Raw genomic sequence first — 13,241 nt, 5'->3', positions numbered from 1 at the left:
TTATCGCTGAAATGTGATGTGGGCTACCCTTAAGGCACTGTCCAGAGCAAGCCGTCTAAAACTACTGGGGGAATAGCGGCCCATGACATCGCATAACAGTCGTACGGCCGGGGATGGCATGCGGTTTGGCGCCTTAGCCATTGTTGTTGCTGCCCCACTTTTGCTGGCGGGATGCTCCGGTGGAGCACCTGCGGATCCTGGGACGTCATCTCCCACGGCAGCGGCGTCCACTTCGCCCAGCGCCACGCCCACTCCGACGCCGACCCCCAGCGCCGTCTACAAACCCGCCGACGCGTCGGGCCCGGCCCAAAACGTGCCCGTTCCCGTGCTGCCCGAAGTGGCTAAGACGGAGACGAAGGAAGGGCTGGAGGCGTTCGCCAAGTACTGGTTCGAGCTACTTAGTTATGGTTACGAAACCGGCGACACGAAGCGACTGTCCGCTGTAACCAGCCCGGACTGCACGATGTGTGAACGAGCTAAACAGGTGCAGGAAGGATGGCATAGAGATGGCCGTTGGCTGGTAGGCGGAAGAGTCACCACGCCCGTCATCAACACCACCTTTGCCACAGCTTCTGACGGAAACTATCAAGTTGCCCTACAGGTCTCGCAAGAAGCGATCAGCTACTACAACCCTGATAAGTCTCTGGACAGTGCAGAGCCAAAACCAGCGGACTCCGGAAACCTGATGTTGGCTGTATTCCGTGATGGAGCTTGGTTCGTTCAAACAGTCGAGCCGATCGTCGGCTAACGGAATGAAAGTCCTGTTCCGTTCTTGTGCTTTGGGCCTTTTGCTTTGTTCATTGCTGGCCCCCGCGAGTGCGAACGCCAGACCTCATTTTGTTGAGCAAGTCATTAGTCGTGAGGGCGACGTTAGTGCGCCGCCAAAGGCCAATTGGAGTTCAGGGGGAGCTGACGTCTCTGGATGGCAGAAGAATCCGGGTGACGATGAATTTTCCCGGCCGGACCAAGGCAATGTTATTGACGACCCCAATGAGTACAAGTACGAGCTGCAATGCCATCTTGGCGGAGGGGATTTCGACACTCCTTGCCTTGCCCGCCAGCTCGACTGCAAGGACCGGGAGGACGGTGCCAAGGGCATTCCGGTCATGTGGCTGTCGCGGCCAAGAGGCGTACCAGGTGCGGTTTGGGCGCATCACTCGGGTCCCACATGTTTTTACGATCCGAAGCCCGAGGATCTCCTGCCCCGGATCGCCGCCGATATCCAGCGGCAGTTCCAGAACCTGCCGGTCAGTGCCGGGAAGGTCACTGCGCAGCCCAGCCCCAATACCCTTCGAGGCGCCGAGACCAACTTTTACGCGGAAGCGGTTGAACAGCAGTTCGACATCAGCATGTTCGGCCAACAGGTCCACGTGGTGGCAACCCCCGTCCAATACACCTGGAACTACGGCGACGGCACAGTCTTCGGCCCGCAACCGTCCATGGGCGGCGCTTTGCCCCAGGACCGGTGGGGCGAGAAGACCCGGACCAGCCACGCCTACGCATCCACCGGAGACTTCCAGGTAGTGCTGACAACGTCATTCCAAGGCACCTATTCGGTCAACTCCGGCCCGCCCCTTCCGATCCCCGGCCAGGGCCAGTTCAACGCCCCGCCGCAAGGGATCAGCGTTTGGCGCTCGCTCACCCGCAACTACGCGGACGACTGCAATGCCAATCCCCAGGGGCAGGGCTGTCCGGGTGCCGGAGCACCGCGCTAAGCGGGGAGGAAGCGAGTAGAAGGACAGCGTTCTGTGATCCGCGTCGCACCAGCCAAAGTCCGGAATAGTTGCACGCGCCCCACAGTTGGCATAGGCAGTACGTCTTCAGCCTTCGAAAGGAACTGCGCATGCTGTTTTCCCCACTCACCCTCGGCGAACTGGAACTTCCCAACCGGCTGGTGATGGCACCCCTCACCCGTCTTCGCGCAGGTGAGAAGGGCGTCCCGGGCCCGCTTGTCGTCGAGCACTACCGCCAGCGCGCGTCCCTTGGACTCATCGTCAGCGAGGGCATCTACCCCACACCCGCCGGCCAGGCTTACCCCGGACAGCCCGGGATCGTCACCCAGGAGCAGGTTGCCGGGTGGAAGAAGGTCACTGACGCCGTCCACGCCGAAGGCGGCCGCATGTTCGCCCAGATCATGCACGGTGGCAGGGTTTCGCACCCAGACATCATCGGTGGCCTTCCCGTCGTCGGTCCCAGCGACGTAGCAATTGACGGCGTCGTGCGGACGCCTGCCGGCAAGCAGCCTTACCCGGTGCCGCATGCACTCACCACGGATGAACTCCCCATCGTCATCCAGGAAATCGTCAACGCCTCCCTGAACGCCATCGAGGCAGGGTTCGACGGCGTGGAACTGCACTCGGCCAACGGCTACCTGCTGCACGAATTCCTGGCGCCTAACTCCAACATCCGGACGGACAGCTACGGCGGATCGCCCGAGAACCGGGCCCGCTTTGTCATCGAAACCATCAATGCCGTGGTTGCAGCCCTTGGCGCCAACCGGGTGGGCCTCCGCATTTCCCCTGAGCACAACGTCCAGGGCATTGCCGAGACGGATGCCGCAGATGTTCGGGCCACCTACGAGGTCCTTGTGGACAGCATTGCGCCGCTCAACCTGGCATACCTGAGCATCCTGCACCACGAACCTTCCGGTGAACTCGTCCAGGACCTTCGTGCACGCTTCGGCGGCACCTTCCTGGTCAACACGGGCTTCGGCATTGTCACCACAAGGGAAGAAGCCGTGAGCCTGGTGGCTGAGGGCCATGCAGACGCTGTTGTGGTGGGTCGCCCCGCAATCGCCAACCCCGACCTTGCCCGCCGGTGGAAGGAAAGCCTTCCGCTGAACGAGCCCGACGCCTCCACGTTCTACGCAGAGGGTGCCACCGGTTACACCGATTACCCGGTGTACCAAGGCTAAGAGGCTGACCAGCGACGCTGAACAAAACGACGACGGCGGCACCCATCATGGGTGCCGCCGTCGTTGGCTGTCTGGGGTGCTGGTCCCGGGCAGCGGCGCCGTGGGGCCATCCGACGGCCTCCCGGCTGAAGACTTATGTGGCCCGCCGGACTCCATTGGATGCCGGCGGTGATCAGATGCTACTCCATCGAATGGACTCTTACCAGAGCCATTTTTGCCGGGCGGAAATCGGGCTAAAGCACCGCTTCGCGGCCGGTGCCTTCCTTCATCACCAAGCGCCCGTCCTCGATGGACACCAGCACGCTTTTGGGCCTGCCGCTGACCTTGGTGATGGCTTTCAGGCCACGGTTGGTGACCTCGACTCCAACCTGTGCACCCTTGGCCGGCAGTTCTACGGAGACCTCTGATGCGATGCCGAGAAGCGGGTTCGTGGAGATTCCCAAATCCCTCCGCACTGCCTTCCCGTTCACGGTAACGGTGATGTTCGCCTCGTCGAACCCGTCCTGGAACACAACCAGCAATTCCCGCATGGTGGCCTCTTCCTCGAGCATGGGTGCCAGTGATGGCAAGTCCACTACAGCACTTTGCAGGCCCCAGGGGAATACCTGTCTGTTCCCGGCAGCACCTCTGCCAGCACGGTGGCGGTGGAGCCCCGCAGGCCGGTAAGGCAAGATGTTCTGGTGACTCAACTGCCAGCACCTTCCCCCGCGTCCGCCCGCTCCAACGCCTTGGAGCCGGACGCCCTCTTTGCCCAGATCGCTGCCGAGCTGGGCGTCAAGGCCTGGCAGGTGAAGGCCGCCGTTGAATTGCTCGACGGCGGCTCAACAGTCCCGTTCATCGCCCGGTACCGCAAGGAGGCAACCGGGACATTGGATGACACGCAACTGCGCGACCTCGACGAGCGGCTCCGCTACCTCCGCGAGCTGGCGGACCGCCGTCGTGCAGTCCTCGAAGCGATCGAGGCGCAGGGCCAGCTGACACCGGAACTGCGCAAGGCAATCCTCGCAGCGGACACCAAGTCGCGGCTGAAGGACATCTATCTGCCGTTCAAGTCCAAACGGCGGACCAAGGCCCAGATTGCACGGGAAGCAGGCCTGGAGCCGCTCGCCGACACTCTCGTGAAGCGGCCGGACCTGGATCCGGAACGCGAGGCCGCGAAGTACCTCAACAGCGGGCATTCCATCGATGATGCAGCCACCGCGCTCGCAGGTGCCAGGGCCATCCTGGTGGAGCGGGTAACCCAGGATCCGGACCTCGCCGCGAATCTGCGGGACCGGCTGTGGAGCCAGGGCCGGATGGTGTCCCGCGTCAAGAAGGGCAAGGAGGCCGAGGGCCAGAAGTTCGCGGATTACTTCGAGTTCGCCCAGGCGCCCGACAGGATGCCGTCCCACCGGATCCTTGCGCTGTTCCGCGGCGAGAAGGACGGCATCCTCGAGCTGGACCTCGCCGAGGCCGACCCTTCGGACGACGCCGCCCTCACCGCCGCCCGCGCCCGCTACGAGTCCGCGGTGGCAAGGTTCCTCGGTGTCGCCGACCGCGGCCGGCCCGCCGACGCCTGGCTGATGCAGACCGCGCAGGTGGCCTGGCGTTCCCGCGTGCTGTCCCGCCTCACCTCTGACCTCCGCGCAAGGTTGTTCTCCGCGGCGGAGGACGAAGCCGTCCGGGTTTTCGCCGCCAACCTCCGCGACGTCTTGCTGGCCGCCCCCGCCGGAAACCGTGCCACACTGGGGCTCGATCCCGGGCTGCGGACCGGGGTCAAGGTCGCCGTCGTGGACGGCACCGGCAAAGTGGTGGCCACTGACACGGTCTATCCCCATGCCCCGGCGCGGAAGTGGGACGACGCCCTGGGCACCCTGGTGCGTTTGGCGCGGCAGCACGCCGTCGAACTCATAGCTATCGGCAACGGCACGGCGTCCCGCGAAACGGACAAACTGGCTGCCGAACTGATCAAGCTGCTGCCCGGCGTCGACCGGAAGCCGCAGAAACTTGTGGTGTCCGAGGCCGGCGCGTCCGTCTACTCTGCCTCCGCGCTCGCCGCGGCGGAACTGCCGGGAATGGACGTCTCACTTCGGGGCGCCGTCTCCATTGCCCGGCGACTGCAGGATCCGCTCGCCGAACTCGTCAAAATTGATCCCAAGTCCATCGGTGTGGGCCAGTACCAGCACGACGTGACGGCGTCGAAGCTGGACCGCAGCCTCGACGCCGTGGTGGAAGACTGCGTTAACGCCGTCGGCGTCGACGTCAACACGGCGTCGCCCGCGCTGCTCAGCCGGGTTGCCGGCGTCGGCCCCTTGCTGAGCGAAAACATCGTGGCCTACCGGAACGAACACGGGCCCTTCAACAAACGGTCGGACCTCAAGAAGGTACCGCGGCTTGGCGCCAAGGCGTTTGAGCAGTGCGCCGGCTTCCTGCGGATCACCGGGGGAGCAGAGCCCTTGGATGCATCGAGCGTGCACCCGGAGGCGTACGCCGTGGCGAGGAAGATCCTGGTGGCCGCCGGTTCCGCACCCGCATCCTCCTTGGACCCGCAAAAGTTTGTTGACGATACCTTCGGTCTGCCGACGGTGAGGGACATCCTCGCCGAGCTGGACAAGCCCGGGCGCGACCCCCGGCCCGCCTTTGCCGCCGCTATTTTCTCGGAGGGGATCGAAAAGATCGCCGACCTGGTGCCGGGCATGATTCTCGAGGGAACCGTGACCAACGTTGCGGCATTCGGTGCGTTCGTGGACGTCGGAGTCCACCAGGACGGCCTGGTCCACGTCTCCGCCCTGGCCAACCACTTTGTGTCTGATCCGCGCGAGGTGGTGAAGTCCGGCCAGGTGGTCCGGGTCAAGGTCCTGGAGGCTGACCCGGAGCGGAAGCGGATTTCGCTGACGCTAAGGCTCGACGACGAACTGGCGGGCGGCGGTGCAGGTTCCGGACGGCGCGGTTCAGCCCAGCCCGGGTCCGGGAAGCCGGGCGGGAACGACAACCGCAGGGGAGCGGGCGGAGGAAAAGACGAGCGCAGAGGGCGCCCTGACCGGCAACAGCCCGGGAAGCAGGCCGCGGCCAGCACGGGCCGCAGTAGCCGCCCCACTCCTCCAGCCCAGCCGGCCAACACTGCAATGGCTGAGGCGCTCAGGAAGGCGGGGCTGGGCAAGTAGCCCTCCGGGTCCTTTGGCAGCGGCCGATTTTCTGCAAGGGTGGAGTATGACCTACTTCCTGGAATACACCGTTCCTACTGCCCCCGGTGATACCGAGTTCGAGTTCCCGCATGACGAGGTCAACTCAGGCACCACGGTACCGCTGACCCAGACGGACGCAGACGTGGTGCACACGCCCGACCTCCCGGCCCGCACCGGAATTATCGGGGCCACCGTGCCGGAGGCGAAGCTTGAAGCTGAGCAGCTGATCACCCACAGCCGCGCCTCGGAAGCGTCCCTGTACTTCGACCCGTCGAACTCCCTGCAGGCGGGCGTGGGCACGCTGGTGAGCACTTTCAGCGAAGGCCGCGGCTGGCAGGACGTCTAAAGCCTGGCGTCCAGCCTGGATCTTGGCGTTCAGGCAGTGCCGCTAATCAGGCGTGGCCGCCCGAATCGCGTGCGTACTCCCGGCGAAAAGAGGACTGACTCCGGCGGACCGCTAACGGTGATCCCTGCCGCTTTGATCAATCCGTCGTTGAGCTCCTGGACCTCCGCTCCGAAGAGCGGCCACGCCTGGTGGCTGTTCGGTATGTAGGCGCTCCTGCCGTAGAAGCGGCCGTGCATGCCGAACCTGGCAGTCAAAAAGACGGACAGGGGATCACTGGCGGCCGTGCGAAGCCTGGGAACCACCGTGAAGTCGCTTCGTGCACCTGCGCGACCGAACCGGCGTACAGAATAGCCCACAGGGAATTCGTCCACTATGGAAGCAGCCTCGGCCCCGCCGTTCTTATGCCGCCGGACGCTGCTGCCGGGAAAGGGCGGCCGTTGCCGAATGCGCGACCATACGTAGGGAATCCCCACCGCCCGCGTTGCCAGAACGACCGGCAGCCGGTCCGCATCCAGGCTCAGGAACACCACGCCGCGGGTGCCGTTTGGTTCCCGCGAGTAAAGCCGAACGTTGACCTCATTGAAGCTTCCCAGATAGGGAATGCCGGGGCCGCGTCCAATTCCGGCCTGCTCCATGCGAAAACCGATCAGGCCCACCCATGAACTGCCATCGAAAACGTCCGGCTGGACCCCTTTAGGCATGAAAGCGGCTGCCTCTTCCGCCGGGATGCGCCAGTGGAGGAAAACGGCGTCAAGCCACCGCTGGTCGGAGAACACCGGCGCGGGAAGTTCCGGCGGCCGCGGCCACGCTGCTGCGGCACTCAAATGTTCGGTCAAGGTCCGTTTGCTCCTTCGCTCGGCCCACCAAGCCTAACGGGCGGTGCCGCCGTCACGGGCGGCTGAGCGCACCCGCTCCTTCGACGCGGCCGTCTGTCCCCCGCACGGGGGACAACTGGCGCTCTGGAAGTCCGCTGGCGTTGCATCGTTCATCCGTTTCCGTGGGGTGGTGGGGGTGGTTTGAAGTAGTGGTTTTGTTGGGGTGTTTGGGTGGGGTCGATGTGGGGTGGGGGTATGAATGTGGGTGTGCCGTGGGTGGTGGAGATTGTCCATTGTTCTTTGTGGATGAGGTGGTGGTGGTGGCTGCAGAGCAGGACGCCGTTGCCGGTGGTGGTGGGTCCGTGGTGTGACCAGTAGGTGATGTGGTGTGCTTCGCACCAGGGTGCGGGGATGGTGCAGTTGGGGAAGGCGCAGCCTTGGTCGCGGGCGGTGAGGGCGGTTCGTTGGGCGGGGGTGAAGAAGCGGGTTTTGCGGCCGAGGTCGAGGATTTCGCCGTGGGTGCCCAGGAGCGCGGGGATGATGTCGGCGTCACAGGCAATTTTGCGGAGGGTGGCCGCGGCGACGGGCCCGGTGAACGCAAAGGTCCCGGTGCCTGCTGGTGTTGATGCCCGGGTTTCCCGGTGTGCCCCTGGTGTTGATTCTGTTGTTCCGGATGAGGTGGTGAGCGGTCCCAGGAACAGGTCCTGGTAGTGGATGGTGGCGATGATTTGGGGGCGGTTGCCGCCGGTGGTGGGCAGGGTGGTGGTGGCAAGGGCGGTTTTGGCGGCGGTGACGATGCCGTCGAGTTGTTTTTGGGCCCGGGTGCGCCGGTCCAGGTCTATGTAGTCCTGTTGCTTGGGTGCTCCCCGGTTCGCTGCGAAGTCGGCGGGGGTACCACTGGCGGCCGCGCCGGTGTCCCCGTTGGAGGTGTCGGGGGTATTTGAAGTGTCGGGGGTGGTGGTGCGGGGGTTGGTGGCGGTGTTCATGACGGTGAGGAGGTATTCGTATTGGTCGGTGGTGGCGAAGATTTCGACGTGGTGCAGGCCGTGGCGGGGTTTGCGGATGAAGGCGCCTTGGGTGTGGCGGAGGGCTTCGTCGGTGGGTTCGGTGCCGTCGGCGTCGATGGTGTCGGTCCAGCGTTGGGCCAGGCGGGTGAGGAAGTCGGGGTCGGCGGTGGTGGCGGCGTGGGTGAGGTGGTGTTCGATCCGGTTCAGGGTGTCCGGGGTGGTGTGGTGCTGGAGCCGGTCCAGGGTGGCGGTGATGATGGTCGCGGCGTGCGAGGACACTGCCGGTGCCTGCCCTGGCCCGGCCGTGATCACCGGCTCGGTGGTGGTCCCGGGGCCGGCGGCCGGGGTGAGGGCGGCGGCGAGGTGTGGCCGGGTTGGGGGGAGTGGTTCGCCGGTGAGGGTGGTGCCGGGGAGGACGTGCCGGGCGAGGGTGAGGCGGCGGCGGGCTTCGCGGATGGGGATCCGCAGGCGGAGGCGGAGGAAATCTGCGGTGTTCCGGCAGCCGTCATCGGCCGGGGACGCCACCAGTTGGCCAGGTGCAGCGGCTGGTCCGGGTTGGGAGGGCAAGCCGGGGCAGTCGGCGTCGGGTTCACTCACAGCTGCCGGGCCGGTGTTCAGGGTTTCGACCACGGGTCCGGTGCCGGTGTTGAGGGTTTCGATACCGTGGGCGTCCCACCCGGCGTCCCATCCGGTGATCCAGCCCCGGGCCCGGCTGGCGCGGGTCTTGGCCGTGGCGGCGTGGCTGATGGCCTGGGTGCGGGTCCGGTCCACCGCGCCGGCCGAGAGAATCTGCAGGTATTCCGCGGTCCGGACCAGTTCCTCAACCGCGTCGGCGAAATCGGCGGCCTCGGCATAAGAGGCGGAGGCCAGCACGTCCGGGGCGGCCAGGGCAGCGGCCGCAAGCTGCCCACGCAGCTGCCTGAACCCATCCCGTGCCATAGCAACTGCCGAAGATAAGAGTTCCTGGGATTGTTCTGAAGGCTGCTTACCCGGGACGGCCTGAAGGTGGGCCGGGCGCGGCAGCCAACTGCCGGCGTCGTCCGCCTGCCTTAGATCTTCGCCGATGGCCTCCATAACCCAACTCTGCCAGCGACCACTGACAATCAGGACCACCCAAAACCCCTATGTGGAAAACCAGAACAGGGCGTTTATCCCTGGGGAACGGTGGCACCGGAACGGGCCGGCGAGGCTTCCTTTTGCCAGGGCCAGCGCCCCGTGATTTCCAGTTCCAGGGAGAAGCTAAGGAACGTCCTGATCAGCACGATGATGGCCAGCACACCTACGCTGGTGAACGTGGGCGTGACGGCAACGGTGCGGATAATGTCGGCGGCGACGAGCAGTTCGAGCCCCAGCAGGATGGACCGGCCCAGCAACTGCCGGTAGGAGCGGTAGAAACTCAGTTTCTCCGCGCCCTGTGGGAGCTGCCGTGGCTGATGGCCACGGATGGCCAGCGGGAGGGAAACCACGGCTCCGATCACCATCACCGCCACTCCTGCGAAGTCCACCAGTTGCCCAACCGTCTCAATGACCTGCCGAAAATCCATGCTCCGCCTTACCTCGGGCCAGGCGTCCCGTGGCCAACCTGGCTGTGACCATTTGGACGGCGGCCTCCGTCATGGATGGCGGATGCCCTGCCCCGCCATGACGTCCTTGTACCCTTCCCGGAACGTGGGAAACGTGAAGGTAAACCCGGTGCCGCGAAGCAGGTCGTTGCGGCAGCGCTTGTTGCCTCCACGGGCGGGACCGGCGTCGCCTACGGGGGGTTCGGGCTGGCCAAGTTCGGCGGCAAGGAAGCGCAACACGGACCCCAAATCGGCGGGCTCATTGTCCACTCCGACATAAGCAGGCGCTGGCGAATCCGCCATCGTGGCGAGGTGCACAATCGCGGCCGCGGCGTCGTCTCGGTGGATCCGGTTGGTATAGCGCACGTCTTCGGGGATGACTGCAGCGCCCGTTTTCACCTGGTCGATCAACCGGGTCCGGCCAGGACCATAAATGCCACCAAGTCTGAGGGCGGTGCCGGCAGTGCCCGTTCCCGCAAGCCTGGCGTGGAGCAGCTCCTCGGCTTCCACCAGGACCCTCCCCGAGAAACCGCCTGGATCCGGCTGCGTCGATTCATCCACCCAGCCCCCACCCGCATCGCCGTAGATGGCCGTGGAGGAAACAAAGATGACCCGGTTCGGGCACACGCCATCCCGTTCCAGCGCGTCCAGGACGTTTGCCACCCCACGTACATACGCCGCGCGGTATGCCTCCTCCGAGGGGGAATCGGCAGCGACGGCAATGACGACGGCGGTGGTATCCGCAGGCACCCGCGGCAAGTCAGGCGATCCCAAGTCCGCCGCGGCACCTTCGATGCCTGCTGGCAGTTTTGCGGGAGACCGGCGCCATCCCACCACCCGGTGCCCCAACTGGGCGAACCTGAGCCCTGCCTCCGTGCCCAGGTCCCCGCACCCCGCCATAAGAATCGTCATGGCCTACGGTGCCTCCACCGGGAAGAAGACGCGGGGGTCCTGCAAGAGTGCGGGGTAGGCGAATACGGAACGGTCGATGATCTCCGTGACCTCGAAATTCCTGCCGAACCGGCCGTCCTCAAGGGTGATGGGACGCCCCACCACCTGCCCCACCGCAAACCTGGCCCCATTCTCGAACGGAACCGCAACCGGCGTTTTCCCGGGGAGGGTCCGGAAGGCCTCCTCCTGCGCCTGGCGTTTGCGGGTGGGCTTCTTCAGTTGCGGCTTGGGCGGGGCCTTCTTCGGCGCGCGGGACGGCCGGCGGGAGCCGTCGTCCACATAGACGGGGGAGTAGCCGTCATCTCCGGCGGACATGGCGGCCGCGGCAGCAGCGCTCCTGTTCACCGGCGGAAGCGCCACTGTGCTGAGCCGCTGCGGGTCGACGTCGTCATGGGGGTCCCTAAGGATCCACAGAATGTCCCCCTCCGGCTCCTGTGGCAGGAACTCGTGCCGGGGCTCGGGCCAGACGTAGTCCATCTCCGGGACGGCGTCCGGGAAGAGGGAGGCGTAGAACTTCGGTTCCTTGTGCACCAGCTTGGAACGGTGGCTCAGGTGGAAGTCCGGGTCCCCGACCCACGGCGGCAGGATGATCTTGTCCGCGTAGTCCGGATGGGCCGCCTGCGGTGCGAACTCGGCGATGTTGGCGCGGGTGTTGTCAGGGTGGCCGCGCTCGATCCACTCGTCCGCCATCGCCAGTCCGTACATGGTGAGGGCCGGCACGTGGCCCATCCACATGCGGATCGCGGGGTGGGTCTGCCAGCCGTAGTCCGGAATCACCAGCGCGCGGAGCGTTTGCAGTGCTTCGACCCGCTGCTTACCCAGCCGTGCGGTGTCAAGGGCTTTGGCGCTTTGGCGGAAGTCGGGGTAAGGGAGGAAGGTTTGCATTCATTCAGTCTGACGGTCCCCGGCGGAAGTGCCAATTGCTGTGCCGGCTGCCACAGCATTGGGTGCTTCCTGTCCAAATAGTGGACGCATACATACGGCGTCCAGGTTGACCCACTAAGATCTCCGCAACCCCAACCGCGTTTCGGAAGCTCTCTCATGACATCTACATCTGACAAAGCCGTCACCCACGCCCGCACCGCCCTGCCCCGTTACGGGCAGATGCTGGGCCCTGAAGCCCAGGGAATCCTGGTCCTCGATGAGTTCACCATCGATCCTGCCGCCGCACGCAAGGACCAGCACCGGTTCCGCGACGGCATGGCCGCCGTCGCCAGGACGGTCCGGCGTATTGCCGCCCTTCGAGTGGTCATTGCGCTCGTAGCCATCGGCAACCTGCCGCTGTTCCTGCTGTCCAGCGGCTGGTGGATCTATGGAGTTTCGCTCACCCTAGTTGTTGCAGTCCACGCGGCCGTGACACTGCTCAACCGGCACGAGCCACGGCTCAAACAGCGTTCTGCCCTGGAACTGCACATGCACCGCGAACGCAGCGCCAACTACCGCAAGGTGCGCGACGCCGTGAAGTACATGATCGACACCCCCACCCGCATGAACGAACACCTCTACCTGGAGTTGCTCGCCGTCAAGCGGGTCGCCCTGAACCTTGCGCACGGCACGGTTGCCCTGCTGGACACCAGCGACGACTCAGCCTGGAAGGTGCGGATCGTCCGGGAACTGCCGGCCAGCTGACCGCCTCTTCACTGACCGTTGCGGCAGCGGACTGAGGATTAAGGAACGACGCCGGCACATCCCTTGTGGGGGTGCGCCGGCGTCGTTTTTGGTCAACGGAATTTGTCTATCGCCGACCTGTCTGTGTCGCCTTCAAAGAGGCGGGGCGGCCAAGGCCGCCGGTGATGCTGCCGCTGTTGTTACGCGGGAAGCTGGATGACCTGTCCCTCGAACACGAGGTTCGGATCCGAAATGGTGTCCAGGTTGGCGTCGGCAAGATGCTGCCAGCCGCCCTGGATGCCCAGCTTCTGGGCAACAATGCTCAAGGTGTCCCCGGCCTGCAGGGTGTAGGTCTCGCCGCTGAGGGCAACGGACGTCGCGTGCCGCGGCGCCTGTTGGACCGGTGCGCTTTGGACGGGTGCGCTTTGGACCTGGACGCTCTGCGTGGGAGGAGCCTGCACGGGGGCAGCCTGCACTGGCGCGCTCTGGACCGGTGCTCCGCCGCCGCCGCTCAGGCCGAGCTGGGATGCGCAGGACGGCCAGGCGCCCCAGCCCTGGGAGGCCTGCACCCGCTCGGCTACGGCAATCTGCTGTTCACGGCTGGCGTTCTCCGGCGAACCGGTTCCGCCGTAGGCAGCCCAGGTGCTGGGGGTGAACTGCAGGCCGCCGGAGAAGCCGTTGCCGGTATTGATTGACCAGTTGCCGCCGCTCTCGCACTGCGCGAGTGCATCCCAGGTGGACGTGGGGGTTGCTGCGTTGGCCGCCGTGGCAGAAAGTGCCAAACCTGCCGCGGAGACGGCGGCCAGGGTGACTCCGCGGCGTGCGGCAGTACGGAATTTGGTGTTTTTCATGATGGTGATGCTCCTGAAGGCCA

13 protein-coding genes are annotated in these 13,241 nt (G+C 65.3%); 6 read left to right on the top strand and 7 right to left on the bottom strand.

The window, feature by feature from the left end; all coding sequences use genetic code 11:
- The first annotated feature begins 82 nt into the window (after positions 1-82).
- The 3 genes from ACR65K_RS13680 to ACR65K_RS13670 all read left to right on the top strand — a co-directional run bounded on the left by ACR65K_RS13680 (position 83) and on the right by ACR65K_RS13670 (position 2,914).
- On the top strand, positions 83-748 hold the full coding sequence (locus ACR65K_RS13680; protein ID WP_440153407.1) for a DUF6318 family protein: 666 nt from the start codon (positions 83-85) through the stop codon (positions 746-748).
- Between the two features lie 4 nt (positions 749-752).
- Positions 753-1,715 (top strand): PKD domain-containing protein, encoded by a 963-nt coding sequence (locus ACR65K_RS13675; protein ID WP_440153406.1) that lies wholly within the window; start codon positions 753-755, stop codon positions 1,713-1,715.
- Between the two features lie 128 nt (positions 1,716-1,843).
- Positions 1,844-2,914 carry an alkene reductase gene (locus tag ACR65K_RS13670; protein WP_440153404.1) on the top strand — a complete coding sequence of 357 codons (1,071 nt, stop codon included), beginning with the start codon at positions 1,844-1,846 and terminating at the stop codon, positions 2,912-2,914.
- A gap of 233 nt (positions 2,915-3,147) precedes the next feature.
- On the opposite strand, the gene ACR65K_RS13665 is transcribed toward ACR65K_RS13670, so the two are convergent.
- Positions 3,148-3,465 carry a hypothetical protein gene (locus tag ACR65K_RS13665; RefSeq protein WP_056331318.1) on the bottom strand — a complete coding sequence of 106 codons (318 nt, stop codon included), beginning with the start codon at positions 3,463-3,465 and terminating at the stop codon, positions 3,148-3,150.
- A 129-nt stretch (positions 3,466-3,594) separates the two neighbouring features.
- Here ACR65K_RS13665 and ACR65K_RS13660 point away from each other — a divergent pair, with 129 nt between their 5' ends.
- Positions 3,595-6,057, top strand: a complete 2,463-nt coding sequence (locus tag ACR65K_RS13660) for a Tex family protein (RefSeq protein ID WP_440153402.1) — start codon at positions 3,595-3,597, stop codon at positions 6,055-6,057.
- A gap of 46 nt (positions 6,058-6,103) precedes the next feature.
- Entirely contained in the window at positions 6,104-6,424 is a 321-nt protein-coding gene (locus ACR65K_RS13655; protein WP_440153400.1) for a hypothetical protein, read from the top strand.
- A 29-nt stretch (positions 6,425-6,453) separates the two neighbouring features.
- Here the strand turns inward: ACR65K_RS13655 and ACR65K_RS13650 are convergent, their stop codons facing one another.
- The 5 genes from ACR65K_RS13650 to ACR65K_RS13630 all read right to left on the bottom strand — a co-directional run bounded on the left by ACR65K_RS13650 (position 6,454) and on the right by ACR65K_RS13630 (position 11,644).
- A complete protein-coding gene (locus ACR65K_RS13650; protein ID WP_440153399.1) occupies positions 6,454-7,260 on the bottom strand; it encodes a YqjF family protein in 807 nt (268 codons plus the stop codon).
- Positions 7,261-7,409: 149 nt separating this feature from the next.
- The gene (locus tag ACR65K_RS13645; RefSeq protein ID WP_440153398.1) at positions 7,410-9,185 is read right to left on the bottom strand and encodes an HNH endonuclease signature motif containing protein; all 1,776 of its coding nucleotides are present in this window, start codon (positions 9,183-9,185) and stop codon (positions 7,410-7,412) included.
- Positions 9,186-9,394: 209 nt separating this feature from the next.
- On the bottom strand, positions 9,395-9,790 hold the full coding sequence (locus ACR65K_RS13640) for a DUF1622 domain-containing protein (RefSeq protein WP_440153397.1): 396 nt from the start codon (positions 9,788-9,790) through the stop codon (positions 9,395-9,397).
- A gap of 69 nt (positions 9,791-9,859) precedes the next feature.
- Positions 9,860-10,720, bottom strand: a complete 861-nt coding sequence (locus tag ACR65K_RS13635) for an SDR family oxidoreductase (RefSeq protein ID WP_440153396.1) — start codon at positions 10,718-10,720, stop codon at positions 9,860-9,862.
- Positions 10,721-10,723: 3 nt separating this feature from the next.
- Positions 10,724-11,644, bottom strand: coding sequence for an MSMEG_6728 family protein (locus tag ACR65K_RS13630; RefSeq protein WP_440153395.1), 921 nt, complete (start codon positions 11,642-11,644; stop codon positions 10,724-10,726).
- 156 nt (positions 11,645-11,800) lie between these two features.
- Here ACR65K_RS13630 and ACR65K_RS13625 point away from each other — a divergent pair, with 156 nt between their 5' ends.
- Positions 11,801-12,388 (top strand): hypothetical protein, encoded by a 588-nt coding sequence (locus tag ACR65K_RS13625; RefSeq protein ID WP_440153393.1) that lies wholly within the window; start codon positions 11,801-11,803, stop codon positions 12,386-12,388.
- 179 nt (positions 12,389-12,567) lie between these two features.
- On the opposite strand, the gene ACR65K_RS13620 is transcribed toward ACR65K_RS13625, so the two are convergent.
- The gene (locus tag ACR65K_RS13620) at positions 12,568-13,218 is read right to left on the bottom strand and encodes a transglycosylase family protein (RefSeq protein ID WP_440153391.1); all 651 of its coding nucleotides are present in this window, start codon (positions 13,216-13,218) and stop codon (positions 12,568-12,570) included.
- Positions 13,219-13,241 lie beyond the last annotated feature (23 nt).

The organism is Arthrobacter sp. SAFR-179 (genome assembly GCF_059414945.1).
The sequence above is the reverse complement of the archived record's forward strand: the minus strand, read 5'-3'. Positions and strand labels throughout refer to the sequence as shown.

Excerpts from the sequence above, each read along its gene's own strand:
- ACR65K_RS13680 (WP_440153407.1), top strand. The coding sequence starts at position 83 with ATGACATCGCATAACAGTCGTACGGCCGGGGATGGCATGCGGTTTGGC.
- ACR65K_RS13675 (WP_440153406.1), top strand. The coding sequence starts at position 753 with ATGAAAGTCCTGTTCCGTTCTTGTGCTTTGGGCCTTTTGCTTTGTTCA.
- ACR65K_RS13670 (WP_440153404.1), top strand. The coding sequence starts at position 1,844 with ATGCTGTTTTCCCCACTCACCCTCGGCGAACTGGAACTTCCCAACCGG.
- ACR65K_RS13665 (WP_056331318.1), bottom strand. The coding sequence starts at position 3,465 with ATGCTCGAGGAAGAGGCCACCATGCGGGAATTGCTGGTTGTGTTCCAG.
- ACR65K_RS13655 (WP_440153400.1), top strand. The coding sequence starts at position 6,104 with ATGACCTACTTCCTGGAATACACCGTTCCTACTGCCCCCGGTGATACC.
- ACR65K_RS13645 (WP_440153398.1), bottom strand. The coding sequence starts at position 9,185 with ATGGCACGGGATGGGTTCAGGCAGCTGCGTGGGCAGCTTGCGGCCGCT.
- ACR65K_RS13640 (WP_440153397.1), bottom strand. The coding sequence starts at position 9,790 with ATGGATTTTCGGCAGGTCATTGAGACGGTTGGGCAACTGGTGGACTTC.
- ACR65K_RS13635 (WP_440153396.1), bottom strand. The coding sequence starts at position 10,720 with ATGACGATTCTTATGGCGGGGTGCGGGGACCTGGGCACGGAGGCAGGG.
- ACR65K_RS13630 (WP_440153395.1), bottom strand. The coding sequence starts at position 11,644 with ATGCAAACCTTCCTCCCTTACCCCGACTTCCGCCAAAGCGCCAAAGCC.
- ACR65K_RS13625 (WP_440153393.1), top strand. The coding sequence starts at position 11,801 with ATGACATCTACATCTGACAAAGCCGTCACCCACGCCCGCACCGCCCTG.
- ACR65K_RS13620 (WP_440153391.1), bottom strand. The coding sequence starts at position 13,218 with ATGAAAAACACCAAATTCCGTACTGCCGCACGCCGCGGAGTCACCCTG.